The following is a 25,927-nucleotide window of genomic DNA, read 5'->3' as shown; positions in this document are numbered from 1 at the left end:
GTCCGCGGTGCCGTGCGCCGGGCCGGACCCGTGATCCCCGTACTGCTGCTGGTCGCCATGCTGGCGCTGCCCCTGGGCGCGGGCAGTGACCAGGAGGGCAGCGGCGGGACCCTCGCCGACGCCGTCTCCGGTCTGGTCGTGCTCTTCTGCGCCGTCCGTGCCGTGCGGCTCGGACAGCGCACGCTGACGCGCACCGCCTACGTCGTGCTGGGGCTGCCCGTCGTCGCCGTCGCGGTCGCCGCGCTCGGCGCGGACTCGCTGCCCAACGCCCTTGAGGGGCTGGTGCGTTACTACCAGATCCTGGTGCTCGTCCCGGCGGCCGTGCTGCTGCTCGTCCGCGACCGGCGCGACTTCCGGCTCGTCGGCTGGGCGCTGGTCGCGCTGGGCCTGTGGCAGGGGGCCATCGGCGTCTACCAGTACCTGACCGGTACGGGCGCCTCGTACGCCGGGGAGGACATCCGGGCCGTCGGCACGTTCGGGGCCACGGACGTGATGGGCATGTCCACCGTGGTCGCGTACGGGCTGGTCTGCGCGGTGGCGCTGGCCCTCGGGGGCGGCACCGCGCGCGGGCGGCTCGTCGCGCTGCTCTGCGCGCTCGGTCTCCTGGTGCCCCTGGCGCTCTCCTTCAGCCGTGGCGCGTGGATCGCGACGGCCGTGGTCTGCGTGGCGCAGATCGTGCTCGCCGGACTGCGCCGGGCCGCACGCCTGCTGGCGGTCGGCGCCGCCGCGGCCGTCGTCCTCGTCGGTGGGTTCGGCGTGGGGACGTCGATGCTCCAGGAGCGGCTGAGCAGCATCACGCAGGTCACGGCCGCGCCGGACCAGTCCGTGACGGACCGGTACACGATGTGGGCGGCGGCCGTGGACATGTGGGAGGAGCACCCCGCCACCGGGGTGGGGCTCAAGAACTTCCCCGCCTACCGCGACAGCCACGCCTCGATCGCGCTGTCCGCGGGCAGCGACGTGGCCGGTGCGGGCGCGGAGTTCCGCAGGCAGCCGCTGCTGTCGCCGCACAACATGTATCTGCTGGTCCTCAGTGAGCAGGGGCTGCTCGGCCTGTGCGCCATCGTGGGGGCCTGGGCGGCGCTGCTCGTGCTGGGCGTGCGCAGGCTCGCCACGGCGCACCGCGAGGCCCGCGGCCTCGACTGCGCGCTCATCGCCTGCGGACTGCTCACCTGGCAGATGATCGACTTCGTCTACGCGGACATCGGCGGCCCCTCGACGGTGCTCACCGCCGTCGTGTTCGGCCTGGTCGTCTGGTGGGCCCTGGCGCCGGCGGCGGTCTGCGAGGCGTCGACCGAACGATGAAACCGACCCTTCCCGCCGACGGGGACGAGACCCTGCTGGCCCCGGCCGTTCCCCCGCAGCAACCCGCTCCGGCCGCCGTCGACACGGCTCAGGAGCAGCACCGTACGTCGAACACCTTCCTGGTCAGGGCCGCGCTGCTGACCGCCTCGCTGTCCGCCGCCGGGTCGCTCCTCGGCCTCGGCCGGGACCAGGCGCTGGCCCATCTCTTCGGGGCGGGCAGCGAGACGGACGCCTTCCTGGTGGCCTGGACCGTGCCCGAGGTGGCCTCGACGCTGCTCATCGAGGACGGGCTCGCGTTCATGCTGGTGCCCGCCTTCAGCGCGGCCATCGCCGCGCGCGGCGCCTCGGCGGCGTCGGGCCAGGGCCACCAGGACCCGGTACGGGCCCTGGTGGCGACCTCGCTGCCGCGCCTCGCCCTGGCGTTCGTGGCCTGCGCGGTGCTCCTGATGATCAGCGCGCCGCACCTGGTCGCGCTGCTCGCCCCGGGGCTCCCCGACCCCCAACTCGCCGTCGACTGCACGCGGTTGACCGCCACCTGCGTCCTGACCTTCGGGCTCACCGGGTACTGCAGCGCCGCGCTGCGCGCCCACAGCAGCTATCTCGCCCCGGCCGCCATCTATGTCGCGTACAACACGGGCATCATCGTCACCCTGTTGCTGCTCGCCGACCGCTGGGGTGTGCGGGCCGCCGCCGCGGGAGTGGCGGTGGGCGGCTGTCTGATGGTGCTGGTGCAGGCGCCGTCCCTGCGCCGCAGGCTCAGGAGCACCGCGCCTGCGGCCCGGGTGGACGGAGGTGAGGCGAAGGCGTCGAAGAAGCAGTCGATGAACATGGCGCTGATCGCGACCGTGCTGCTCTTCGCGCTGTGCCGGCAGTCGCAGGTCTTCATCGAGCGCTTCCTCGCCTCCTCGCTGCCGTCGGGCGCCATCTCGCACCTCAACTACGCGCAGAAAGTCGCGCAGTTGCCGATGGTGCTGTCGCTGATGCTGTGCACGGTGACCTTCCCCGTGGTGGCGAAGGCGCTGGCGCGCGGCGACACCGAGCGGGCCCGGGACCGGGTCGAGCGTGATGTCGCGCTCGCGGCCTGCATCGTCCTGTCGGGCGCGGCCGTGGTGTTCGCCTGCGCCCCGCAGATCGTCCACCTTCTCTTCCAGCGCGGGGCGTTCACGTACGAGGACACCGCCGCCACCGCGGACATCATGCGGGTCTACTCGCTGGGGCTGCTCGGGCACTGTCTCGTCGGCGCGCTGGTCCGCTCCTACTTCTCCGCCGGGCGGCCCACCTGGTACCCGGTGGCCTCGATGGCCGCGGGCATGACGCTCACGGCCGGGGCGGGCACCTGGGCGGTCCACGCCTGGGGGGTCGGCGGCATCGCCGCGGCCAACGCCCTGGGCATCACGTTCACCGCGGTGCTGCTCCTGACGGCGATGGACAAGCGCAGCGTCCCTGTCCGCATCCCCGTGGTGCTGCTCGAACTCGGCAAGACGCTGCTCGCGGCGGTGGCCGCCACCGCCGCGGGGATGGCGTGCGCGGCCCGGGTCGCGCAGCCGCTGGGCTCCCTCGCCGTCGGCTGCCTGGCCATCGGCGCCGTCTTCGGCCTCCTCCTGTGGGCCCTGAAGGTCCAGGCATTCCTGCCCGCCGTCCGCATCGTGACCAGAAAGCACCGCAATGCCCGCTGACACAGCACTCCAGGAACCCTCCGGCCCCAGAACGAGGGAACTGCTGCCCGGGCGCCCCCCGTGGGTGGCGATGTACCACTCGGTGGACGACTGCACCGACGACCCGTACAACGTCACCGTCACCCCCGACCGCCTGCGGGAGCAGCTGCGCTGGCTGCGCTCGCGCGGACTGCGCGGCGTCAGCGTGGCCGAACTCCTCGACGCCAGGAGCCAGGGCGCCGACCGCGGTCTCGTCGGACTCACCTTCGACGACGGGTACGGGGACTTCGTCGAGAACGCGCTGCCCCTGCTCAGGCACTACGAATGCTCCGCCACGGTCTTCGTCCTCTCCGGCCGCCTCGGCGGGGAGAACGCGTGGGACGAAGAGGGCCCGCGCAAGCCCCTGCTGACCGCGCAGGGCATCAGGCAGGCCGCGGCCGCCGGTATGGAGATCGGCTCCCACGGCCTGATGCACGTCGACCTCACCCGCCTCGACGAGGAGGCGCTGCACGCCGAGATCCGGCGGAGCAAGGCACAGCTCGAAGAGATCACCGGCCGGACGGTGCACGGCTTCTGCTACCCGTACGGGCACGTCGACGCGGCGACCGCGCAGGCCGTCCGCCGCGCCGGCTACCGCTACGGCTGCGCCATCTCCCCGGGCCCCCTGACCAGCGTGTACGCGATGCCGCGGGTGTTCGTCGGCCAGCGGGACACCTTCTGGCGGCTCGAACTCAAGCGCCGCGTCCACCGGGTCCGAAGACGCGCCTGGCGGATCGGGGAGGACGCCCGGTGAAGGTCCTGCACGTCATCACCGGCCTGGGAGCGGGCGGCGCGGAACAGCAACTGCGCCTGCTCGTACGCCACCTGCCGGGACCGCACGACGTCGTGACGCTGACGAACCCGGGGCAGGTCGCCGAGGGGCTGCGCGGCGACGGGGTGCGCGTCGCCCACCTGGGCATGGCCGGCAACCGGGACGCACGCGCCGTGCCCCGCCTGGCGCGGCTCATCCGCGGCGGGCGGTACGACGTCGTCCACACGCACCTCTACCGCGCCTGCCTGTACGGCCGGATCGCCGCACGGATGGCCGGCGTGCGGGCGGTCGTCGCCACGGAGCACTCGCTGGGCGACGCCCAGATCGAGGGGCGGCCGCTGACCCGCGGCGTGCGTGCCCTCTACCTGGCGGGCGAGAAGCTCGGCCGGACGACCATCGCGGTGTCCCCGGCGGTCGCGGACCGGCTGCGCCTGTGGGGCGTGGCCCCGCACCGTGTGGCCGTCGTCCCGAACGGCGTCGACGTCCCGCGCTTCGCCTTCGACCCCGCGGCCCGCGCCGCGACCCGGCTCGCCCTCGGCCTGCCGCCCGGAGCCTTCGTCGTCGGCGGCGTGGGGCGCCTGGTGGCGGGCAAGCGGTTCGACGTACTGGTCGCCGCGCTGCGCGACCTCCCCGACGACGTCCGCCTCCTCCTGGTCGGCACGGGCCCCGAGGAGGAGGCCCTGCGCCGGGCGGCCCGGGAGTCCGGCGTGCTCGACCGTGTCGTCTTCGCCGGGGAGCGCCCGCACACGGCGCCGGGCCCTGCGGGCGCCACGGTCGACCTGCCCGCCCTGATGTCCGCCATGGACGTGCTCGCCGCGCCGTCCGTCGACGAGGCGTTCGGCCTGGCCGTGGTCGAGGCGCAGGCCAGCGGACTGCCGGTGCTCTACGTGACCTGCCCCGCGGTCGACGACCTGCCCGCGGGGACACGCGCCCGCGCCGTCCGTGTCCCGTGCGACGCCGCCTCGTTCGTCCGTGAAATCCGTCGTGAAATCCGTGCAGCCCACAGCTCCCGCGAGGAGTCAGGCGGCCCCAGAACGCCGTCGGAGGCTGCCCTCCACTACAGCATCGCCCGCAGCGCCGCCCTGCACGAGGACGTGTACGCGACGGCCATGGGCGCACCGACGTCAGGAATGAGTACGTGATGACCGAAGCAGCCCAGGACAGCGGAACCCCGCGCGCCCCGTTCGCCCGGACCGGCACCCGCCCGAGGAGGCTGCCGCGGTGGTGGCCGCTGCCCGCGGGCATCCTGCTCGGCGCGCTCGGCGGCGGCCTGTACGGCGCGGTCAGCACGCCCCAGTACACGGCCACGAGCTACGTGATCGCCGTACCGACGGAGAAGTCCGACCCGATGTCGGCGCTCGGCTTCGCCCAGGCGTACAGCCGCGTGGCGACGCAGGTCGCCGTACTGAGCGACGCCCAGGTGGCGGCCGGTGTGCCGGTCGAGACCCTCCAGGCGAACGTCCGCGCGGAGACGTCGCCCGACGCGCCCATGGTCGCGATCTCGGCGTCGTCGGCCGAACCGGCCCAGGCCATGGAGATGGCCAACGCCGTCGCCCGCGCGCTCACCACGAACGCCAGCCACACCAAGGACGACACCCATGTGGAGCTCCTGCGGTTCACGCGGGCCGTCAAGCCCACCGAGCCGTCGACGGCCTCGGCCGCGCTGACCACCCTCGTCGGCGCGTGCGCGGGCGGGCTGCTCGGTGGCCTCGCCCTGCTGATCCGCCCGCGCCGCGAGTCGGAACCGGCCACGGCGACGGTTCCGGCCCCGCGCACGCGGCCGCGCTGCGGGGCGGCGCCTGATGCCGAGCGTCGTGTCCGCGCCTGTCGTCACGGTGTGCACGGACCCGGCCGAGTTCGCTGCGCTGCGCGAGGAGTGGAACCGCCTGCACCGGTCGTCGGCGACCGCGACACCGTTCCAGAGCCACGCCTGGCTCCACTCCTGGTGGCTCTCCTACGGCGGCGCGCGCCGGCTGCGCGTCGTCCTCGTACGCCAGGAGGGCCGACTCGTCGCGGCCGCCCCGCTGATGCGGCAGACCCGGCCCTTCCCGACCCTGAGGCCGCTGGGCGCGGAGATCTCCGACTTCAGCGACGTCCTCGTCGACCAGCGCTCCGCCGGAACGGCCGACCGGGCCGTCGACGCGCTGGGCGCCGGGCTGTGGAAGCTGGCCCGCGGAGCCGTGATCGACTTCCGCGAGGTGCGGCCGGGCAGCGTGGTGGAGACCCTGCACGACCGGTGGCCGGGCCCGCGCCGCCGTCTCGACGACTCGGCGTGCCTCGAACTGCCGGCGCTGCCGATGGACGATCTGGTGCAACGGCTGCCGCGCCCGCGGGCGCAGCGGGCGCGGGCCAAGATGCGGAAGCTGGACGCGACGGGCATCGAGCGCCGGGTCGTGCCCGCGGACGAGGTCGGTTCCTCGGTACGGCGCCTCCTCGACCTGCACCGATTGCAGTGGCAGGAGCGGAAGGTGACGACCGAGCACGTCAAGCCGCGCTTCGCCGAGCACCTGACCCGCTCGGTCACCCTCATGGCGGAGACGGGGGACGCCGTCGTCACGGAGTTCACGCTGGACGGCACCGTGGTCGCCGCCGATCTGACCTTCGTGTCCCCCCGGCTGGCGGGCGGATACCTGTACGGCGCCCACCCGCAGCTGCGGGAACGCAAGATCGACGTCGCCACGATGCTGCTCCGCTCGTGCGCGCAGCACCTCCAGGACGGCTCCCAGGCCCAGGTCCTGAGCCTGTTGCGCGGTACGGAGCCGTACAAGATGCACTGGCGCCCCGAGCGCCTGGTGAACCAGCGGTTCCTGCTCGCGCGCCGCAGCTCCGCGCCCCAGCTGGGCGCGCTCCTCGCGGACGTCCGTGCCCGGTCCGTGGCGAAGCGGGCCCGACGCGCCTGGAAGGAGCGCGGTGACGGCCCGGCCTAGTGCTCGGGCCGCCACCCGGTGGACCGGTGACGCCGGTTCAGGAGTTCCGCTCCCACCAGTCGAACCGCAGGCAGAGCTTGCCGCCGAGCCAGTGCTCGACCCAGTCGCCCAGGTCGACCGGGGAACACTGCGGAGGCTGGACCGGAGGCGTGGGCTCGGTCGGCTTGTCGCGTCCGGTCAGCGCGGCCCGGTAGATCTCCGCGGCCTTCGGGTTCTCGTCGCACTGCCACACGCCGTGCGGGCAGTAGTCCGTGAGCGTGTTGTAGAGCGGCTTGTGCTCGTCCATCCACCCGAGCATCCGCCGCATGTACTCGGCGTTGTCCCCGTTACGGAACAGCCCCCACTCCGGGTAGGAGATCGGCTTGTCGTGCTTCGCCGCGAAGTCGACCTGGGCCTGAAGTCCGTAGGGCTCGGAGACCTGTTCGTCGAAGGACTTGCCCTCCGGCTGGTCGTACGAGTCCATGCCGACGATGTCCACGACGTCGTCGCCCGGGTAGCACTCGGTCCACGGCACGGCGTCCCGGCCGCGGCTGGGCGTGAAGTCGAAGCGGAACTTCTGCCCCGGCACGGACCGCATCACCGTGACGATCCGGGTCCAGTACTTCTTCCACGCCGCCGGATCGGGTCCACAGCGGTGTGTGTAGGTGATGCCGTTCATCTCCCAGCCGAGCACCACGACGGTGTCCGGCACGTCCAGATCGACCAGGCGCTCGGCCAGCGTCCGGAAGTGCTCGTCGAAGTCGCCCGCCGCGCCCTGCTGGAGCAGGCCGCGCACCTGGGCGTCCGGGACGCCCTCCTCGTTGCGCTCCAGCATGGGCACGTTGAGGACGAAGAGCCGGTCGTCGCGCTCGCGGCGCCACTTGGCCCAACTGTCGAGGAACGACGGGGAGCCCTCGATGTTGCTCCACCGGTCACCGGGAAGATAGGTGTGCCCGACGCGCAGATCGGCTCCCCCGAGCCACTGCGACAGCTTCGCCATCCGGGTCACGCCGCGCGGGCCGAAGTCCAGGTAGGCCCCGAACGCGGGGAACCTGTCCGCCGCGGGTGTCGTGTCCGGATCGGGCGACGCCGTCGCGGACGGGGTCGGATCCGGGCTCGGTGACGCGCTCGGTGACGTGCTCGGCAGCGTGGAGGGCTGGGTGCTCGCCGGTTCCGTGGGAGTCGGATCGCCCGTGTCGGACGGCCACCACGGGATGGGGCGGGTCGGGGCGGGCGGGGTCGGCTCGCTCCGTGGGCTCGCGTCCGCGCGCTCGATGGACACGGATCCTGACGCCACCACCAGGGAGATCAGGGCTCCCGCCGCGATCAGTGGGAGTTTTCTGCGCTTCGCCCATCGGCGTTCTCCGACCATGCCTGCTCCTCATGCCGCTCTCGCTCCATTTCTGACACTCAGTCATATGAATGCTTATGGCGCCAATCGTGGAGCAGCCGATGGCTGCCCTTCGTCACCCTCACGGGCTAGTTCCTGGAAAGGAATCGACACATGCTCGACCCCTGTGTCCCGGTCGTGCTGCTGCGGATCGACCCCAACCCCTTTCACCACGGAACGCTGGGGGCGGTCCGCTCCCTGGGACGCTGCGGCGTGGAGGTCCATGTGGCCGCGGAGGCCGAGGGCAGCCCGGTCGCCCGCTCGCGCTTCGTCAACCGGATGCACCTGCCGCCGCCCCCGGGAGCGTCCCCGGACGAGGTGGTCGAAGTGCTGCGGCGGACGGCGGCCCGGATCACCCGACCGGCCGTACTGATCCCGATGGACGACGCCGGAGCCATCGCGGTGAGCCGTTCGCGTGAGGCGCTCGCCGGGACCTTCCTCCTGCCGGAGCAGCCCGGACACCTCGCCGAGCGCGTCGCCGACAAGGCGCGGCTGCCGGAACTCTGCCGCTCCGTCGGCATCGGCCACCCGGTCACCGTGCGGCCGCGCGACGAGCACGAGGCGTACGCCGCGATCGCCGGCCTGGGCCGTCCCGCCGTCGCCAAGTGGAGCCGCCCGTGGCTCCTGCCCCAGGGCTCCGGGTTGCGCAGTACGAGCCTGGTGAGCTCCCCGGCCGAGGCGCGGAGCCTCTACCGGCGGGGCCTGGGCACGGGCAGCGAACTCCTGCTCCAGAAGTACCTGCCGGCGGGGCGCGGCGGCGACTGGTTCTGCCACGGGTACGCCGACCGGCACGGGCAGCTGCACGGCGGCGGCGCCGGCAGCAAGGACCGGGCGTGGCCCCGAGGCGCGGGGTTGACCGCGGTGGGCCGCTGGGCCCACGTACCGGAGCTGCGCACCATGGTCGAGCGGCTCGTCGCGGCCCTGGAGTACCGGGGCATCTTCGACATCGACTTCCGGGTGGACGTCGACTCGGGCCGGTACTGCCTGCTGGACTTCAACCCCCGTCCGGGAGCGCAGTTCCGGCTGTTCGCGGACGGCAACGGCCTGGACGTCGTCCGCGCCCAGTACCTCGACCTGACGCACCAGCCGCTCCCCGCCGGGCACGCCCTGCCGGGACGCACCTTCGTCGTCGAGAACTACGCGCCGCTCTCCGCGCTGCGGGCCCTGATGACCTCCGCGCTGCCCGCCCAACGCGGCGCGGCCGCACGCGAATTCGCCTGGCACGCCCAGGACGACCCCGCGCCCGGCCGGAGCATGGCCGCCGAGTGGTCGCAACACGCGGCCCGCCGACTGCTCCGCCGGGCCCGCCCGGCGGCCGGGGGCCCGCCCCCTGGCAGCACCGAACCCGTGATCGCCGCCCCGACCGCCCCGACCGCCCCGGCCGAACGAAAGATGAGCTGTTGATGTACGACCTGCTGATCGTGGGGGCCGGTCCCTACGGCCTGTCCATCGCCGCGCACGCCGCAGCCCGAGGACTCGACACCCGGGTCTTCGGCCGGCCGATGGAGTCGTGGCGCCACCACATGCCCCGCGGCATGTTCCTCAAGTCGGAGCCCTGGGCCTCCAACCTGTCCGCGCCCGGCTCCCGATTCCGCCTGGACCAGTACTGCGCCGGCCGTGGCGTGACCGCCGAGCACGGCCACCCCATCCCCGTCGACATGTTCGCGTCCTACGGCCTGTGGTTCGCCCGCCAGGCCGTGCCGCGGCTGGACGAGCGGATGATCGAGCGCATCGACGCGGCCCCCGACGGATTCACGCTGGAGACCGAGGACGGAGAGGTCCTGCGCGGCCGGGCGGTCGCCCTGGCCACCGGAGTGCTGCCGTACATGAACCTCCCGGAAGCCCTGCGGGATCTGACCGAGGAGCATGTGACGCACAGCAGTCGGCACAGCGACCTGGCCCGTTTCAGGGAAGCGGACGTCACGGTCGTGGGCGGCGGCCAGGCGGCGCTGGAGACCGCGGCGCTCCTGGCCGAACAGGGCACGCGCGTACGCATCGTGGCGCGCTCGCCGGAACTGGCCTGGAACAGCGTCCCCCCGCCGTGGAAGCGCCCCTGGTGGCAGAGCCTGCGCGCCCCGCACAGCGGCCTCGGCTGCGGCTGGCGCAACTGGTTCTACGCGGAGCGGCCGGGGGCGTTCAGCAGACTGCCCGAGCACGTGCGCGCCGGGATCAGCGCGACCGCGCTGGGGCCCGCAGGCGCCTGGTGGGTCAGGGACCGGGTGGCGGCCGGGGACATCGACATCCGGATGGGGCGGCAGATCGTGGAGGCGCGGCTGTCGTCCGGGCGGCTTCAGGTGCACACGGCCGGTGCGTCGGCGGGCGCGGAGGTCTTCGAGACCGATCACGTCATCGCGGCCACGGGCTTCCGGGCGAGCTGCGCGCGGATGACGGTGCTCGCGCCGCGCGTGAGAGGCGTGCTCGCGCGCTCCGCCGACGGCACCCCGCGCGCGCGGCGGGGCTTCGAATCCGCCTACCCGGGCCTCTTTCTCGCGGGCCTGGTGACAGCGGCCGACTTCGGGCCCGCCATGCGGTTCGTCCACGGGGCCTCGTACACCGCGCCGACGCTGGTCGACGGAGTCGAGCGGCATCTGAGGCGCCGGCCACGGCCGGGCGGCGGGGTGGTTCCGCCGGGCAGGAAGCACGCACGGGAATCGGTGACGGTCCCGTCCGACGGCTGATCAAGTGCCTTTCGGGACACGGGACTTGTGTGCGCGCCGGGACCCGTTGGGGTGACTTCGCGGGCGAACGGGTGAACCGGTTCCTCGGGGCGGGAACGCCGGTGGTCCACTGGGCCCTGTCATGAGAATGGCCGCGCTGCCCTCCTCCCCAGCCGTCGGCTTCGTGCCGTGGGACGGCAGTCTCCATCCGCGGCATCCTCTGTGGGTCGGGAAGAGCTGCGCACAGCTCTTCCCGACCTGACGGTCAGCGTCCCGCGGCACGTGCCCTGCGGTACAGGATTCCGCCTCCCACGAGAAGACCGGCGCTGGTGGCCGCGGCCGCCAGGAGGTTCTGGTCGACGCCCGTGTCCGCGAGCTGGTCGTGCGCCACCGGAGGCGCCGCGGGAGCGGGCGGAGCGACCGGCGTCTCGTAGGTGGGCAGCCCCTCCTGCCGCACCGTCGGCTTCGGTACGGAGACCTGAACGGGCTGCGGAAGTCCCCGGGTCGTCGGCGGCGTGGGCGGGGTCACCGTCTCCGCCGGGGGGAGTTCGCCGGTGGGCGGGGCCGAGATCGCGACCGACTCCGCCGAGCTCGCGCAGGAATTGCCCGTCGCGGGATTGGCCGCACCCACCACGTCGACGGTGTCGCCGCACAGATTCAGGCCGATGCTCACCGGGGCCTGCACCGAGTTCCCCGACAGGAACCCCCCGGACTGCGTGCCGTGGTCGGCCTCTTCCTCGTCGTACCCGCTGGTCTCGTCCGCCTCGTCGCCGCCCGAAGAGGCGACAGCGGTCGCGTCCGCTTCGCCGGCGCAGTCGTTGCCCGAGGCAGGGTTCGCCGCAGCCAATACGTCGATGGTGTCGCCACAGAGGTTCACGGGAACCGCCACCGGAACCTCGACCGAGTTGCCCGACAGCACGCCGGCCGAACCGCTCGGCTGCTCCTGGTCACCGGTCAGGGCGGAGGCGCTCGCTCCGGGCATGGACAGCATGCCCGTCGCCGCCGCGGCCGCCATGACACCGATCCTCAGTGCCTGCCTCAATGCATTTCCCTTCGTGCTCGAAACTGAAGCCGACCCTGGATCGCGAAGGCGTCCAGGGTCGGCCGGGAGGCGGACTGCCGTATCGGTGTCAGTCGTTGACGCAGGTGTTGCCGAAGGCCGGGTTCAGCAGCGCGATGACGTTGACGCTGTTGCCGCAGACGTTCACCGGCACGTGGACGGGGACCTGCACGACGTTGCCGGACAGGACACCCGGGGAACCGGCGGCGACGGCCTCGGCGCCGGAGTCGGCGAAGGCGGGGGCGGCCATGCCGAGAGCCATGATCGCGCCGGCCATGATCGTGGCGGTCTTCTTCAGGGACATGTTTCTCTCCTTTTATCGAAAAAGATGACTCAGATGCCTTTCGGGACGGGTCGTCCGCCCCAACCGGCTCCTGTGGAATGCAAACGAGTCACCATTGGGTGAGGAAACTGTGAAACCCCGCCTGCCGCACAGATTCACTCCGATGAAGTTGCGTACGCAATCGGCGGAATGCTGATCCGGCTAAAGCTTTAAAGCCCATGGCGACAAAAAGCCCGGGTCGCCACCGGTTGGAGGTGGCGACCCGGGCTTTCTGCGCAGCGGCTGATCAGCCGTTCTGCACACCGTTGCCGGAGAGGACCGGGATGTCGCTCAGGATGTGCGACAGCGGCTCGTCGCCCTTGGCCTGGGTCGAGTTCTCGGTGCACTGCTGGTTCTGCGGGGCCGACAGGACGGGGATGTCCTGGACGGCGATCGGCACGAGGCCGACCAGGGAACCGGCGTTGGCCTTGGCCGGCAGGCCGATGCAGGGCTTGTTGAGCGAACCCTGGACCAGGCCGAGCTGCGGGCTCATGTCACCTTCGGTCATGGAGTTGCCGAAAGCCTGCTGGGCGCCGTTGCCGCTGGACGAGGTGGTACCGCCGTCGTCGCCGAGGGCGAGCGCCTGCGGGGCGGCCGCAGCCGAGACACCGACGACCGAAACGGCGACTGCCGCGGCAGCCATAACCTTCTTCAGCATTGTTTTTTCCTTTTCTGACAGGCACCGGTTACTGCGAAGGAAACAACTTCGTCACGGCGGGAATAGTTCTGCGGGTTCACCCGGATGGCCAGCGGATATGCTCACGCGATTGTCATACTCTTCGGGTAAAGAGTATGAGAGGTACTCCCCATCCGGGTGAACCAGGACAACCGATCCAGAAGAACGAAGTTGAACCCGGTGCTCCGATCAAGCAAATGAAGGGGAACCTCTCATGATGAAGAAGGCTGTGGCTGCCGCGGCTGTCACCGCGTCGCTCGTGGGTCTTGCGGCGGCGGCGGCTCCGCAGGCCCTGGCCGTCGGCAACGACGGCGGGACGACCTCCGAGAGCGGCAACAACGCCGAGCAGGCGTACGGCAACTCCGCCACGTACGGCAACATGAGCCCGCAGATGGCGCTCATCCAGGGCTCGCTCAACAAGCCCTGTGTCGGCCTGCCGGCCAAGGCCAACCTCGGGTCGCTCGTCGGCGTCGTCCCGGTGTCGGTCCAGGACATCCCCGTCCTGTCCGCCCCGCAGAACCAGCAGTGCACCGAGAACTCGACCCAGGCGAAGGGCGACGAGCCGCTGTCGCACGTCCTGGACGACATCCCGGTCCTGTCGGGCAACGGCGCCGGCAACCACTGACGGAGCGCGTAGTTCGGTTGGGCCGCCAGTCATGGCGGCCCAACTTTTTTTATTCCGACCCGGGCCAGAAATCGCGGGAGACGAGATCGGTCCACTCCGCGTCGAAGCGGTCCGGAAGTGTTTTTCCTTCCGCGCGCCATTCGTCCATCAGGGACGAGTAGATGGGTGCTGCGCACGGGGTGTCGGGTGACGTTCTGCTGGTGGGGATCAACCCTTGTCGTCGCCAACGCTCGTGGGGGACTCCCATGTCATCGACCTTTGCTGTCTAGCGGTCAGTTGTGTGTTCCATACCGCCGCCGGCCAGGAGGCGAATCGCGCCGTGCGGCGAAAGGGTTACTTTCGCCCGACGCGGCGCGAGCCGCCTGATGAGAAAACGTGATCTGCCTATCCTCATCTCGCACCTATCCCTTCTCAGTGGAGTGTCAGGATGAGGAAAAGACTCCTCCGGGGCGGCCGTGGAGGTATTGCTCTCGGAGCGTTGGCGCTTGGCTTCCTGGCATTCTCGACCGCCGGGTTCGGACAGGTCGCGGGAGCCCTTCCGGGCCGCGTGGACGCATTCAACGGATTGGCGTCCCGGCCCGACGGCGGGGCGGGTACCAACATTCTTCTGCTGGGCACGGACGGCCGGAACACCATCACGCGTGCGGAGAAGGAACGTTTCCACGCCGGTGGTGTCGCCTGCAATTGCAGCGACACCATGATGCTGGTGCACCTGTCGGAGGACCGCGACCGGGTCAGCGTGGTGAGCCTGCCGCGGGACTCGTACGCGGAGATCCCCGAACACCGCGCTGCCGACGGGTCGTTGAGGGAGCAGCACCCGGCCAAGATCAACGCCGCGTACGCGGAGGGTGGGGCGCCGCTCGCGGTGCAGACGGTCGAGTCGATGACCGGTGTGCGTATCGACCACTTCCTGCAGATCGACTTCCGCCGGTTCATCGACAGCGTCGACGCCGTGAAGGGAGTGGATGTCTGCACCACGCGCCGGCTCTCGGACTCGGCCACCAAGCTCGACCTGCGCCCGGGGCGGCACCGTCTCGCCGGAGGTCCCGCGCTCCAGTACGTGCGCTCACGCCATGTGGACGCGAGCGCGGATCTGGGACGCGTGCAGCGGCAGCAGCGATTCCTGGTCAACGTCCTGCGGAACGCCGGTCTGAAGTCGATCCTCGCCGACCCCCGCAGGTCCGCGGAACTGGCCCGGACCGTGCTCGGTTCGATGTCGGTGGACCAGGGATTCAGCCTGGACGACCTGCTGTCCATGGCTCGGGATCTTCGGGCCGTCCCGCTGTCGCGGACGGAATTCGGGACGGTGCCCATCGGCGGCTTCAATCCGCTGATCGAGAACGTGGGTTCGACGCTGCGCTGGGACCAGGAGCGCGCCGCGCACCTCTTCTCCGACCTCCGGGAAGACCGTCCCGTCACACCCCCCGGCTCGCACGACGAGCCCCAGGATCCGCCGCGCCTGAACGTCCAGACGTTCGTGCACGGCGACACGTTGGACTGCGCGTGACGCGTGGCGCTGGGCCGAACGGGTCTCGGTCCGCAACCGTCTGTTTTCTGACCAGTTGATCAGACGTGACTCCGCAATCGGAGTTCGTTTCAGTGAAGGGAATTCCTATGAACAAGAAGCTGTGGGCAACCGCAACGATCGCTGCTTCCGTCGCCGGCATGTCGGCGGTCGCTGCCCCCCAGGCCCTGGCCATCGGCGACGACGGCGGCACGACGTCCAACAGCGGCAACGGGGCGCAGCAGGCGTACGGGAACTCGGCGACGCACGGTGACATGAGCCCGCAGCTCGGTCTCGTCCAGGGCTCGCTGAACAAGCCCTGTGTCGGCCTGCCGGCCAAGCTCAACGCCGGTTCCCTCGTCGGCGTCGTGCCGATCGCCGTCCAGGACATCCCGATCCTGTCGGCGCCGCAGAACCAGCAGTGCACCGAGAACTCGACCCAGGCCAAGGGCGACGAGCCGCTGTCGCACGTCCTGGACGACATCCCGGTCCTCTCGGGCAACGGCATCGAGAACCACTGAACAACCGGAAGGGGCGGCGGATCGCGTGCGATCCGCCGCCCTTCCCGTGTGCCTGGTGGGTCTCTACTGGACCGACGGGACCATGTTGGTGACCGGGGCCACCAGGTCCGTGAGCTGGTGCAGTTCGTTCAGCCGGTCGAGCCCGGAGAGCTGGCCGGCCGTGGTGGGCAGGTCGCCGCGGTGCTCGGCGGGGATCGCCATGGTGGACACCGAGTCAAGCGTCGCGACGGGGGAGATGGCGTCGCTGCCCTCACCGGTCAGCGGGAGCGGAGCGGCCCCGGCGGTCGGCATGGCGATCGCGGTGGCTCCGACTGCGAGCAGGACCGCGGTGATGGCTCGTCGAGTTGAGGTCATGCCGGGTACAACGGCCGCCGAGTCCGGGCAGATACGGGAGAGGAAAGGCACCCACCCGTCAGGTCTAAAGCGGTGGGCGGGCCGGGCCCCTCTTTGTTTCCTCTGACCGCTATCTGATCATTCAGGTGATTTCTGATCAGCTAGGCACTTTGGCCCACTTAGTATCCGGTCTCGTGACAGACGGGCAGATGCCGGCAGTTGCCGAAGTGGTCATCCTCGGCGCCGGACCGGCCGGGCTCGTGCTCGGCAATCTTCTTCAGGACAGCGGGATCGACTGCGTCGTCCTTGAGCGGGCGGAGCGTGCCCGGCTGCACGCGCGGGCGCGGGCCGGATTCCTGGCCGCCCACACCGTGCGGGTCCTCGAACGCAACGGGCTCGCCGAGGGCATCGCGCTGCGCGGGCAGCCGCACAGCACCTGCGAGTTCCGGTCCGCGGACGGGCGGTTCCGGCTCGACTACAGCGGGCTCGGGCGGCGCGAGCGGCACACGGTGTATCCGCAGCAGGAGCTGGTCGGCGATCTGCTGGCGCGGTTCGAACAGCGCGGCGGGCGGGTCGAGTTCGGGGTGGAGGCCCTGGCCGTGCGCGACGCCGACACGCGCCGCCCCTCGGTCTCCGTACGGGCGGCCGACGGGCGGCCCGGGACCTGGCGGGCGCGGTACGTGGCCGGCTGCGACGGGCGCCACGGTGCGGCCCGGCGCTCGCTCCCGGACGGATCGGTCCGTCGCCACCAGCGCGACCACGGGGTGACCTGGCTCGGGCTGCTGGCCGAGGCGCCGCCCAGCCTGGACGCCGTCGGGTACGCCGTGCACGAGCGGGGCTTCGCCGGGCACATGGCGCGCACCAGCGAGATCACCCGCTACTACCTCCAGTGCGAGCGGGGCACTCCGGCCGACGCCTGGTCCGAGGACCGGATCTGGGACGAGCTGGCGCTGCGGATGGGCGAGGAGAAGTACGGGGCGCTGCTGCGCGGCCCCGTCGTCCAGCGGACCGTCGTCGACCTGGAGTCCGACGTCCTCGAACCGCTGCGCCACGGTGCGCTGTTCCTGGTGGGCGACGCCGCGAGCCTGATCAGCCCGTCCGCCGCGAAGGGCGCCAATCTCGCGGTCCTCGAGGCGGAGCTCCTCGCCCGTGCCCTCACCGACGACCTCCGGCGCGGTGACAGCGCCGGGATCGGCGCGTACTCCGCGCGGTGCCTCGCCCGCATCTGGCGGGCCCAGGAGTTCTCGCACTGGATGGTCGGGCTGCTGCACGGCCCGGCCGGCTCCGACGGCGAGGCCCTGTTCCACAACTCCCTGCGGCGCTCGCGACTCGCCTCGCTGCGGACGTCGCGCAGCCAGCAGGACTGGTTCGCCGAGCACTACGTCGGCGTCTGAACTCCATCTCCTCGTACGCCCCGAAAGAGGGTTCCCTCGTCATGATCACGACGTTGTCCGGTGACACGTCCCGCCTGCGCGCGGCGGTCGACTTCGTCAAGGAGCAGGACACCACCACGCTCCTGCCGCTGCTGCTGCCCGGACTCGACGGTCCGGAGCTGCGGGCGCTCGTGGAGCGCTGCCGGTTCTCGCACGCGGCGCTGCTCGTCTTCCCCTCGGACGAGACGGAGCTGACGGAGCTGCTGGCCGGCTGCGGGCTCGTCGCGGACGCCCCGCCGTGGCCGAGCGTCGTCGTACGGGAGCGGCTCGCGGCGCGGCACCGGCGGCCGGTCGCCGAACTGGACGTCGGCATCCTGCGGCCCGCCGTGACCGGGGCCGACGGCGCGAAGCGGGTCGTCGAGGTGTTCGCGCTCGCCGTGCCGCCGGGGTCGGGCCTTGAGGAGGTCGCGGCGTACGAGCGGGAGCGGCAGCACGAGGCGCACGTCGCCTTCGACGTGTCGGTCCCTGACCCGCTGGTGCTGCGCGGTCTGTGCGCGGCGTTCGGACGGTACGGGGCCGTGCCCGACGGCGGCGGCTACAACCCGCACGAGAACGGCACGGTCTTCTACTTCGCCACGTCCGCCGAGGCCAAGGCCGGGTACGGGCGCGTGGAGCTGTACGCCCCCGGCGACTACCGGGACATCCTCGCCGCCCACCTCGACGCGCACCGGGCCCGGCAGCCCTCGGAGGCGCTGCTGCGGCTGCTGACCGGGGCGTGGACGACGCAGGCGCTGGCCGCGTTCGCGCGGCTCGGGGTCGCCGACGCCCTGGACACCGAGCGGGGGACGGGCGTCGAGGAGATCGCGGCGGCGGTCGGGGCGCGGCCCCGGAACCTGGCGACGCTGCTGCGCTATCTCGCGATGGTGGGCGCGGTGGCCGAGACGCACGACGGGTTCCGGCTCACCGAGATCGGCGGGCTGCTGCGGACGGGCGCCGCGGGGTCGATGCGGGCGCTGGCGCTGATGTACGGCGGACCGTTCTACCAGTCGTTCGCGGGGCTCGGGCACACCGTGCGGACGGGAGAGGTCGCGTTCGAGCACCACTTCGGCGAGAACCACTTCGACCACTTCGCGCGGGACCCCGAACTCGCCGCGCTGTTCGACCAATCGATGGCCGCGGGGGCCGCCATGTTCGACCCGGTCCCCGCGCATCCGGCGTTCACCGCCGCGGCCGACGGGGCGACCGTGGTCGACATCGCGGGCGGCAACGGCGAACTCCTCGGCCGGGTTCTCACCGCGCACCCGCGCCTGAACGGGATCCTCCTCGAACGCCCGCACGCCGTCGAAGCGGCCCGCCACCGGATGGCGCAGGCGGGGCACGCCGACCGGTGCGCCTTCCGCGCCGGTGACTTCGCCGACGTACCCGAAGGCGGCGACATCTACGTACTGTCCCGTGTCCTGCACGACTGGGACGACGACCGCTGCCGCGAGATCCTGCGGCACTGCGCCCGCGCGATGCCCGACCACGCCGACCTGCTCGTCGTCGAACGCGTCCTGCCCACCGACGGATCGCCCTCGCTGGCCACCGCGTGGGACCTCCACATGATGTGCAACGTCGGCGGCCGCGAGCGCCAGGCCGCCCACTACGCGCGGCTGTTCGCGGACGCGGGCCTCGAACTGGCGGGGCGCTCGCCGCTGCCGCTGGAAGGGCATGTGCTGCACGTCAGGAAGGCGGCGGCGGTCCGGTGACACGGTTGCCCGCCGCCCGCGTTGCCTGAACGATTCAGCGGATGACGACGCTGTTCCCGATGGTCGGCCTGCCGGGGGCCGGGAGGACGACCCGGGCCCGTGCGGGAAGCGGGACGTCCGCGAAGGACGGCCGCTGCGGCTCGCCCTGGAGCACCGCGCCTGGGGACGGACGTCGTCCTGGACTTCGGGTGCCGGCCGCGGGAGGAACGGCTCGCGATCCGCCGGCTGAGCCCGGACCCGAGGAGACCGAGGGCGCCCTACGGTCGCGGCGCGGCCGGCGCGCGCGGCGAGGCACGGGCCCGCTGTACGCCGCGGGACCGCACGGGCTGCGTCACGTACAGGCCGGGGCTCGCCGCCCTGTCGGGCGGCGCCCTGTTCGTCGACGTGATGACCGACGTACGCTCCGCCGGACGGTGATCGGCGACAGGGGTGCGTGCGCATGGGCGGGGCGGGCGAGCTGGCGCTGGCCGTGCTGGTGGCGGTCGCCGGGTGCGCCCAGTGGCTGACCGGCATGGGGTTCGCGCTGATCGCCGCGCCCGCCCTGGTGCTGCTCCTCGGCCCGACCGACGGGGTGCTCCTCGCCAACTGCGGTGCGGGGCTGGCGAGTTGCGCGGGCCTGGTCGGCAGCTGGCAGCGGGTGCGGCTGCGGGCGATGCTGCCGTTCGTCGCGGCGTCCGTGTGCACGGTTCCGGTCGGGACGTGGGCGGCGGCCCGGCTGCCGGAACCCGTCCTGATGATCGTCCTCGGCGCGCTGGTGTGCCTCGCCGTGGCCCTGGTCGCCCGCGGCCTGCGGCTGCCCGCGCTCGGCGGCACCGGCGGCGCGGTCGCCGCCGGGGAGCGGGCGGCTTCATGAACGCGGCGGCCGGTGTGGGCGGGCCGCCGATGTCGCTGTACGGCGTCAACGCGGGCTGGTCCATGCGGGAGTTCGTGCCGAACGCGCAGTTCTACGGGGTCGTGGTGAACGTCGTCTCGATCGCGGCGGGCGGGCTGCCCGGCCTCGACCGCGGGACGTGGTGGGCTGCGGGCGGCGCCCTGGTCGTGGGCGGGCTCGCCGGGTGGGGCCTGTCCGGCCGGGTCCCGGACCGCGGTCTGCGCGGCATGGTGCTCGGCCTCGCGCTGGTCGGCGGCTGCGTGGCCGTGGCCAAAGGACTGTGGGGGCTGTAGCCCGCACGTCACCCCGCGCGCCGACCCGTATGTCACCCCGCGCGCCGACCCGAGCGGCTCCCGAGCCGCCCCGGCGCCCCGCGCACGACCGGCGCTTTAAGCAATCTTGACGCGAGCACCGCTCCCGACCGGCGCAACAGATCCTGCGGCCACCGTCCGCACAGGTCAGGCTTCCAGTGACCGAACCGGAGGTGTTGCATGGCAGCGGGCCCGCGGACGCGACGCGTTCTTCTGGGGACCCTCGTCCCCGTCCTCGCCTGGGCGGCGACCGCCTGCGGCTCGTCGGCGGGGTCCGTCGGCGCGGACGTCGCCGCGCACCCCGACCCCCGCCCCTCCGGCGCTCCCTTCGCCCACCCCGGTGTCCTGGTCGACAAGGCGCAGCTCACCTCGGCCCGCGACCACGTGGCCCGCGAGGAAGAGCCGTGGCTGTCGGCGTACAAGGAGATGAGCGGCAGCAAGTACGCCGACCTCGACTACAGGGCGAAGCCGTACGACGTGGTGGAGTGCCCGCCCGACACCCGCCCGGGACAGGGCTGCGTCGAGGAGCGCGAGGACGCCATCGCCGCCTACACGCAGGCACTCCTGTGGAACATCACCGGCGAGAAGGCCCACGCGGACAAGGCCGTGCAGATCATGGACGCCTGGGCGGGCACCGTGAAGGAGCACACCGAGGGCAACGCCGGACTCCAGACCGCCTGGGCCGCCACCTCCTGGGCGAAGGCCGGCGAGCTGATGCAGTACACGTACGACGGCTGGCCGGACGGCGAGGAGCTCAAGTTCCAGCGGATGCTGCGGGAGGCCTACCTGCCGGTGGTCGAGACGGGCTCCGCCGACTTCAACGGCAACTGGGACCTGGTCATGGCCGACGCGACCATGAGCATGGCCGTCTACCTGAACGACCAGGCCGCCTTCGACAAGGCCGTCGGACACTTCCGTACGCGGGTGCCCGCCTACTTCTACCTGGAGTCGGACGGGGCGCTGCCGGTGAAGCCGGCCGGCAGCGACATCGACACCCCGGCGGAGCTGCGGACGTACTGGTTCGGGCAGTCCACCTTCAAGAACGGCCTCGCCCAGGAGACCTGCCGCAACTTCAAGCACGCCAGCTACTCCCTCGCCGCGACCTCGCACATCGCCGAGACCGCCTGGCACCAGGGCGTCGACCTGTACGGAGAGGTGAAGGACCGGCTCGCGGCCGCCCTCGAATTCCACTCCAAGTACCAGCTGGGCGCCGCCGCCCCCGCGTGGCTGTGCGGCGGGAAGGTGCAGCGGGACATGGGCCCCGACACGGAGGTGGGGCTCAGCCACCTCCAGGGGCGGCTGAAGATGGATCTCCCGCAGACGCAGGCGCTCACCCGCAAGCAGCGGCCCGAGGGCACGGACGACCTGTTCGTCGCCTGGGAGACCCTCACCCACGCGCAGTCCGCCTGACCCGTCTGAACGGATTCGCCTCACTGCTCCTGATGGCGTAGAGTTGCATTCAACGGCGCGGGGTGGAGCAGCTCGGTAGCTCGCTGGGCTCATAACCCAGAGGTCGCAGGTTCAAATCCTGTCCCCGCTACTGAAGAACCGGGCCCGGAATCTTTCGAGATTCCGGGCCCGGTTCGTTTTTGCCGTTGTTCCGTCACGCGTCGTAGTCTCGTCCGGACGATGAGTGACGTGCGGCGAGGGTGGACGAGAGCGGCGGCGCTGACCGTGCTGCTCGCCCTGTGCGCGCTGTTCCTCTCCGGCTCCTGCCACGAGGGGTACGACACCGGCGCCGTCGCCCATCACGACCACCACCAGTGCGCCCCCGCCGAGCAGCACGTCGCCGCCGCGCAGCCCGGCGACCGGGAGCGGCCCGACGGTCCTGGTGGACCCCAGGCCGCCCGGCACGGCGGCGCCCCTGGTCGCCGGTGGCGTACGCCACGGCTCCCCGCCCGCGCCGCGCGCCGCCGCCTCCCGCGGGACACCGGCTGCTCATCGCCCTCGGCGTCGACCGGAACTGAGGCCCGCCCGCCTCAGCACCTCCGAAGGACGGATCAGAACACCCGAAGGGCCACCACCACCCCATGCTCGGAAAGCTTCAGCCCACGGCCGCCCCGGCCGCCGTGGGAAACACGCCCGTGCTCGCGATCGACGGCTACTGGGCCAAACTCGAAGGCTTCAACTTCGGCGGCATCAAGGACCGCGCCGCGCTGTACATGGTCGAACGGGCCCGCGAACGCGGGGAGTTGCGGCCGGGCGGCGCCGTCGTCGAGTCGACCTCCGGCACGCTCGGGCTCGGACTCGCGCTGGCCGGGGTGCACTACGGGCACCCCGTGCACGTCGTCACCGACCCCGGGCTCGAACCCCTCGTGGAGCGCATGCTGGCCGCGCACGGCGCCCGCGTCCACGTCGTCGCCGCGCCGCACCCGGTGGGCGGCTGGCAGCAGGCGCGGGTCGAGCGGGTCGCCGAACTCATGGCGGAACTGCCCGGGTCCTGGTGCCCGAACCAGTACCACAACCCCGACAACCCGGCCGCGTACACCGGTCTCGCGGCCGAACTCGCCGAACAGGTGGGGGAGTTCGACGTGCTCGTGTGCGCGGTGGGGACCGGCGGGCATTCGGCGGGGATCGCGCGGGCGCTGCGGGGGCGGTACCGGATGCCGGACCTGGAGCTGGTCGGCGTCGACTCCGTCGCCTCGACGATCTTCGGGCTGCCCGCGGGGCCCCGGCTGATGCGGGGGCTCGGCTCGTCCATCCACCCCTCGAACGTCGACCACGCCGCCTTCGACGAGGTCCACTGGGTCGGCCCGGCCGAAGCGGTGCGCAGCGCGCGGGAGCTGGCCGGGCGGCAGTTCGCGACCGGCGGCTGGAGCGTGGGGGCGGTGGCGCTCGTCGCCGGGTGGCTGGCGCGGACCCGGGCGGCGGGGACGCGGATCGTCGCCGTGTTCCCCGACGGGCCGCAGCGCTACTTCGACACCGTCTTCAGCGACGAGTACTGCGCGCGGCACGGGCTGCTCGGCGCGGCGGTGCCGCACGCGCCGCGGGAGGTCGCCGGCCCCGAGCCGGGGATCACCGGCTGGTCGTACACGGCGCGCCGCCGGGCGGGGGTGCGGTGATGGCCGCCGCCCGACTCATGGCCCGGACACGGCGGTTCGACCCCGCCGTGCGGCTCCTCTTCGTCAACCAGTTCTCCATCAACCTCGGCTTCTACATGCTGATGCCGTATCTCGCGGCGCATCTGTCGGGCCGGCTCTCGCTCGCCGCCTGGGCCGTGGGGCTCGTGCTCGGCGTACGGAACCTGTCGCAGCAGGGGATGTTCCTGGTCGGCGGGGCGCTCGCGGACCGGCTCGGGTTCAAGCCGATGATCGTCGCGGGATGCGCGCTGCGGACGGCCGGGTTCGGGGCGCTCGCCGTCGCCGACACGCTGCCGGTGCTCATCGGGGCGTCGGTCGCGACCGGGCTCGCGGGGGCGCTGTTCAATCCGGCGGTGCGCGCGTACGTCGCCGGGGAGGCGGGGGAGGAGCGCAGGGTCGAGGCGTTCGCCCTGTTCAACGTCTACTACCAGGCGGGGATCCTGCTCGGGCCGCTCGTCGGGCTCGCCCTGACCGGCGTCGACTTCCGGCTGACGTGCGCGGTGTCGGCCACCCTGTTCGCGGTGCTCTCCGTCGTGCAGACGGTCCGGCTGCCCGCGCGGCGGCGTACGGACGTGTCCGGGGACGACGGCCGGGGGCAGTGGGCGAGCGTCCTCGGCAACCGCGCCTTCTGGCTGTTCTCGCTGGCGATGACCTGCTCGTACGTCCTGTCCTTCCAGATCTACCTCGCGCTGCCGCTCACCGTGGAACGGCTGGTCGGCGACGGGACGGCCGGGCAGGTCGCGACCAGCGCGCTGTTCGTGGTGTCGGGGGTGGTGGCGCTCGCCGGGCAGCTGCGGATCACCGACCGGTGCCGGCGGACCTGGAGCCGGGAGCAGTGCCTGGTGGCGGGGCTCGCGCTGATGGGCGCGGCGTTCCTGGTGCCGGCGGCGGGCGGCACGGGGTGGGTCGGGATCGCCGGTCTGCTGCTGTGCGCGGCGGGGCTCGCTACGGCGACGGCCGTGCTCTACCCGTTCGAGATGGACACGGTCGTCTCGCTCGCGCGGGGGCGCTGGGTCGCCACGCACTACGGGCTCTACAACACGGTGTGCGGGGTCGGCATCACCGTCGGGAACCTGGCCGTCGGGGCGCTGATGGAGTCCGACGGCGTGTGGTGGGCGCTGGCCGGGGTGGGCGGTCTCGGGGCGGTGGCGCTGCACCGGATCGGGGCGTCGCGGACCGCTGTGGCGGCGAGCGCCGCGGGCCCGCCGGGGTAACCCGTACGGCCCACCCTGCTCGCAGCCGTCCCGGTCGCCGGGAACCCTTGGTGAGACGCCCGGACAGCGGGCGCGGACCTGGCGGGAGACGAGCGGTGGGGCAGCGAGGAGGGAGCCGGAACAAGCATCGCCACAGGTCGGACACCGGCGCCACCCGCACCTTCCTCCGGCTGCTGCCGCTCCTGCTCGTCCTCTGCGGCGCGCTCTACGAGTACTTCACCCCGGCCGGATTCTCCGGGGCACCCCTGTTCAGCGCCGCGCCGCTGGTCGCCGCCCCCTTCTTCCTGCTGCGCGGCACGCTCTGGACCGGGGTCCTGTCGATCGTCCTGATCATCGCCGTGCACCGCAGGTACACGGGGGAGTTCGGCTCCGACGTCATCACGGAGATCCTCACCGTGGCGACCGTGTGCGCGCTGGCCTGCTTCATCAACCGGATCGTGCGGCGCAACGACGAACAGCTCGCGTCCGCGCGGCAGATCGCCGAGGCCGCGCAGTTCGCCGTGCTGCCCGTGCCGGCCGGGCGGATCGGCGGGCTGGCCGTCGCCGCGCGCTACGAGGCGGCGCAGGCGGGGGCGTTCATCGGCGGGGACCTGTACGCGGTGCAGGACACCCCGCACGGCGTCCGGGTCGTCGTCGGTGACGTACGCGGCAAGGGCATGGGCGCGGTCGCCGCCGTCGCCGTGGTCATCGGCGCGTTCCGGGAGGCCGCCGAGCAGGAGGGCAGTCTGGAGGCGGTCGCCCAGCGGCTGGAGCGGGCGCTCGCCCGCGAGGGCACCCGGCGCAGCGGCATCGACGACTTCGAGGGGTTCACCACCGCCGTGCTCGCCGAGATCCCGCACGGCGACACGGTCGTCCGCGTCCTCAACCGCGGCCACCCCGAACCCATCGTGCTGCTCGGCGACGGCACCGTACGCGTCGTCGGACCCGACGAGGCGGCGCTGCCGCTCGGCCTGAGCGAACTCGGCAGCCGGCCCGACCGGTCCACCGTGACGGACTTCCCCGCCGGGGCCACCCTGCTGCTCTACACGGACGGGCTCTCCGAGGCGCGGGACGCGGACGGTGTCTTCTACGATCCCGCGACCCGGCTCGGCGGGCGCCTCTTCCCCGGACCCGACGAACTCCTCGCGGCGCTCGCGGTCGAGGTGCACGCCCACACCGGGGGCGCCGCGACCGACGACATGGCGCTGCTCGCCGTACGCCGGCCGTGACTCTCCGCATAACAATTGACGCACCGTCAGGATTGCGGCCGGTTCGAGTGCTCGGCCAAGTCGACCCGTTCCGCCCGATCTTGGCCTGTTAAGTCCTGGCCAAAGACGTGAACGATCAGTGGGAACGGCTTGGAATTAGTGTCGGCTGTCTATTAACGTTCGATAACGCAGCGCGGTCGTCCCAGCCGTCACAAGAGATGGCTCCGTGCGCACACGCTTAATCCCGCAAGGGAGCCGGGGAACCACCAACTTGGGGTGAATCGGACATCGTTGATGTGTCGGCGATGTCGGTAGGAGACCTTCCTGCTCCGAACCCGTCAGCTAACCCGGTAGGCGAGAAGGAAGGAAAGGAGAGCG

23 protein-coding genes, 1 tRNA gene, 1 pseudogene and 1 riboswitch are annotated in these 25,927 nt (G+C 72.2%); of the genes and pseudogenes, 20 read left to right on the top strand and 5 right to left on the bottom strand.

Going from position 1 to position 25,927, the window contains the following annotated elements:
- The first annotated feature begins 57 nt into the window (after positions 1-57).
- From V2W30_RS18995 to V2W30_RS18970, 6 genes and pseudogenes are all read left to right on the top strand, one after another.
- Positions 58-1,305 carry an O-antigen ligase family protein gene (locus tag V2W30_RS18995; protein ID WP_338703683.1) on the top strand — a complete coding sequence of 416 codons (1,248 nt, stop codon included), beginning with the start codon at positions 58-60 and terminating at the stop codon, positions 1,303-1,305.
- Positions 1,302-2,981 carry a murein biosynthesis integral membrane protein MurJ gene (murJ, locus tag V2W30_RS18990; RefSeq protein ID WP_338698112.1) on the top strand — a complete coding sequence of 560 codons (1,680 nt, stop codon included), beginning with the start codon at positions 1,302-1,304 and terminating at the stop codon, positions 2,979-2,981. Before V2W30_RS18995 ends, murJ begins: the two co-directional genes overlap by 4 nt.
- On the top strand, positions 2,971-3,753 hold the full coding sequence (locus V2W30_RS18985) for a polysaccharide deacetylase family protein (protein ID WP_425244562.1): 783 nt from the start codon (positions 2,971-2,973) through the stop codon (positions 3,751-3,753). The genes murJ and V2W30_RS18985 overlap by 11 nt, the downstream gene beginning before the upstream one ends.
- Positions 3,750-4,913, top strand: a complete 1,164-nt coding sequence (locus V2W30_RS18980; protein WP_338698110.1) for a glycosyltransferase — start codon at positions 3,750-3,752, stop codon at positions 4,911-4,913. Before V2W30_RS18985 ends, V2W30_RS18980 begins: the two co-directional genes overlap by 4 nt.
- Positions 4,913-5,542 (top strand): annotated as a pseudogene (locus tag V2W30_RS18975) (lipopolysaccharide biosynthesis protein); the annotation flags it as partial. The gene V2W30_RS18980 and the pseudogene V2W30_RS18975, both read left to right, overlap by 1 nt.
- A gap of 31 nt (positions 5,543-5,573) precedes the next feature.
- On the top strand, positions 5,574-6,698 hold the full coding sequence (locus V2W30_RS18970; RefSeq protein ID WP_425244561.1) for a GNAT family N-acetyltransferase: 1,125 nt from the start codon (positions 5,574-5,576) through the stop codon (positions 6,696-6,698).
- Positions 6,699-6,735: 37 nt separating this feature from the next.
- Here the strand turns inward: V2W30_RS18970 and V2W30_RS18965 are convergent, their stop codons facing one another.
- Positions 6,736-8,049 (bottom strand): glycoside hydrolase family 26 protein, encoded by a 1,314-nt coding sequence (locus V2W30_RS18965; RefSeq protein ID WP_338698107.1) that lies wholly within the window; start codon positions 8,047-8,049, stop codon positions 6,736-6,738.
- 132 nt (positions 8,050-8,181) lie between these two features.
- Here V2W30_RS18965 and V2W30_RS18960 point away from each other — a divergent pair, with 132 nt between their 5' ends.
- Together V2W30_RS18960 and V2W30_RS18955 are read left to right on the top strand one after the other, a co-directional pair.
- Positions 8,182-9,471, top strand: a complete 1,290-nt coding sequence (locus V2W30_RS18960; RefSeq protein ID WP_338698106.1) for an ATP-grasp domain-containing protein — start codon at positions 8,182-8,184, stop codon at positions 9,469-9,471.
- On the top strand, positions 9,471-10,745 hold the full coding sequence (locus tag V2W30_RS18955; protein WP_338698105.1) for an NAD(P)-binding domain-containing protein: 1,275 nt from the start codon (positions 9,471-9,473) through the stop codon (positions 10,743-10,745). Before V2W30_RS18960 ends, V2W30_RS18955 begins: the two co-directional genes overlap by 1 nt.
- Before the next feature lie 244 nt (positions 10,746-10,989).
- Here the strand turns inward: V2W30_RS18955 and V2W30_RS18950 are convergent, their stop codons facing one another.
- The 3 genes from V2W30_RS18950 to V2W30_RS18940 form a co-directional block, all read right to left on the bottom strand.
- Positions 10,990-11,739 carry a chaplin gene (locus V2W30_RS18950; protein WP_338698104.1) on the bottom strand — a complete coding sequence of 250 codons (750 nt, stop codon included), beginning with the start codon at positions 11,737-11,739 and terminating at the stop codon, positions 10,990-10,992.
- A 115-nt stretch (positions 11,740-11,854) separates the two neighbouring features.
- Positions 11,855-12,088 (bottom strand): chaplin, encoded by a 234-nt coding sequence (locus V2W30_RS18945; protein WP_338698102.1) that lies wholly within the window; start codon positions 12,086-12,088, stop codon positions 11,855-11,857.
- Between the two features lie 265 nt (positions 12,089-12,353).
- Positions 12,354-12,764 carry a rodlin gene (locus V2W30_RS18940; protein WP_338698100.1) on the bottom strand — a complete coding sequence of 137 codons (411 nt, stop codon included), beginning with the start codon at positions 12,762-12,764 and terminating at the stop codon, positions 12,354-12,356.
- 232 nt (positions 12,765-12,996) lie between these two features.
- On the opposite strand from V2W30_RS18940, the gene V2W30_RS18935 reads away from it, so the two are divergent.
- The 3 genes from V2W30_RS18935 to V2W30_RS18925 all read left to right on the top strand — a co-directional run bounded on the left by V2W30_RS18935 (position 12,997) and on the right by V2W30_RS18925 (position 15,432).
- The gene (locus V2W30_RS18935; RefSeq protein ID WP_338698098.1) at positions 12,997-13,407 is read left to right on the top strand and encodes a rodlin; all 411 of its coding nucleotides are present in this window, start codon (positions 12,997-12,999) and stop codon (positions 13,405-13,407) included.
- 547 nt (positions 13,408-13,954) lie between these two features.
- Positions 13,955-14,914 (top strand): LCP family protein, encoded by a 960-nt coding sequence (locus tag V2W30_RS18930; RefSeq protein ID WP_338698096.1) that lies wholly within the window; start codon positions 13,955-13,957, stop codon positions 14,912-14,914.
- 107 nt (positions 14,915-15,021) lie between these two features.
- Positions 15,022-15,432 (top strand): rodlin, encoded by a 411-nt coding sequence (locus V2W30_RS18925; protein WP_338698094.1) that lies wholly within the window; start codon positions 15,022-15,024, stop codon positions 15,430-15,432.
- Positions 15,433-15,495: 63 nt separating this feature from the next.
- On the opposite strand, the gene V2W30_RS18920 is transcribed toward V2W30_RS18925, so the two are convergent.
- Positions 15,496-15,786 carry a hypothetical protein gene (locus tag V2W30_RS18920; RefSeq protein WP_338698092.1) on the bottom strand — a complete coding sequence of 97 codons (291 nt, stop codon included), beginning with the start codon at positions 15,784-15,786 and terminating at the stop codon, positions 15,496-15,498.
- 206 nt (positions 15,787-15,992) lie between these two features.
- Between V2W30_RS18920 and V2W30_RS18915 the strand changes: the two genes are divergently transcribed.
- The 9 genes from V2W30_RS18915 to V2W30_RS18875 all read left to right on the top strand — a co-directional run bounded on the left by V2W30_RS18915 (position 15,993) and on the right by V2W30_RS18875 (position 25,570).
- Positions 15,993-17,159, top strand: coding sequence for a 4-hydroxybenzoate 3-monooxygenase (locus V2W30_RS18915; RefSeq protein WP_425244690.1), 1,167 nt, complete (start codon positions 15,993-15,995; stop codon positions 17,157-17,159).
- 41 nt (positions 17,160-17,200) lie between these two features.
- Complete coding sequence (locus tag V2W30_RS18910; RefSeq protein ID WP_338698090.1) at positions 17,201-18,886, top strand: methyltransferase; 1,686 nt, start codon at positions 17,201-17,203, stop codon at positions 18,884-18,886.
- A gap of 439 nt (positions 18,887-19,325) precedes the next feature.
- Complete coding sequence (locus V2W30_RS18905; RefSeq protein ID WP_338698089.1) at positions 19,326-19,739, top strand: sulfite exporter TauE/SafE family protein; 414 nt, start codon at positions 19,326-19,328, stop codon at positions 19,737-19,739.
- Positions 19,736-20,050: a hypothetical protein gene (locus tag V2W30_RS18900; protein WP_338698087.1), complete on the top strand. Its 315-nt coding sequence runs from the start codon at positions 19,736-19,738 to the stop codon at positions 20,048-20,050. The genes V2W30_RS18905 and V2W30_RS18900 overlap by 4 nt, the downstream gene beginning before the upstream one ends.
- Positions 20,051-20,248: 198 nt before the next feature.
- Positions 20,249-21,478: an alginate lyase family protein gene (locus tag V2W30_RS18895; protein ID WP_338698085.1), complete on the top strand. Its 1,230-nt coding sequence runs from the start codon at positions 20,249-20,251 to the stop codon at positions 21,476-21,478.
- Between the two features lie 56 nt (positions 21,479-21,534).
- Positions 21,535-21,608 (top strand) — tRNA-Met (locus V2W30_RS18890).
- A 490-nt stretch (positions 21,609-22,098) separates the two neighbouring features.
- The gene (locus V2W30_RS18885; protein ID WP_338698083.1) at positions 22,099-23,130 is read left to right on the top strand and encodes a cysteine synthase family protein; all 1,032 of its coding nucleotides are present in this window, start codon (positions 22,099-22,101) and stop codon (positions 23,128-23,130) included.
- On the top strand, positions 23,130-24,362 hold the full coding sequence (locus V2W30_RS18880) for an MFS transporter (RefSeq protein ID WP_338698082.1): 1,233 nt from the start codon (positions 23,130-23,132) through the stop codon (positions 24,360-24,362). Before V2W30_RS18885 ends, V2W30_RS18880 begins: the two co-directional genes overlap by 1 nt.
- Positions 24,363-24,457: 95 nt before the next feature.
- The gene (locus V2W30_RS18875) at positions 24,458-25,570 is read left to right on the top strand and encodes a PP2C family protein-serine/threonine phosphatase (protein WP_338698081.1); all 1,113 of its coding nucleotides are present in this window, start codon (positions 24,458-24,460) and stop codon (positions 25,568-25,570) included.
- A 204-nt stretch (positions 25,571-25,774) separates the two neighbouring features.
- Positions 25,775-25,921, top strand: a riboswitch (cyclic di-AMP (ydaO/yuaA leader).
- Positions 25,922-25,927: the final 6 nt, after the last annotated feature.

Source organism: Streptomyces sp. Q6 (assembly GCF_036967205.1).
Classification (GTDB): Bacteria; Actinomycetota; Actinomycetes; order Streptomycetales; family Streptomycetaceae; genus Streptomyces; species Streptomyces citrinus.
This window is presented reverse-complemented; position numbering and strand designations above follow the sequence as displayed.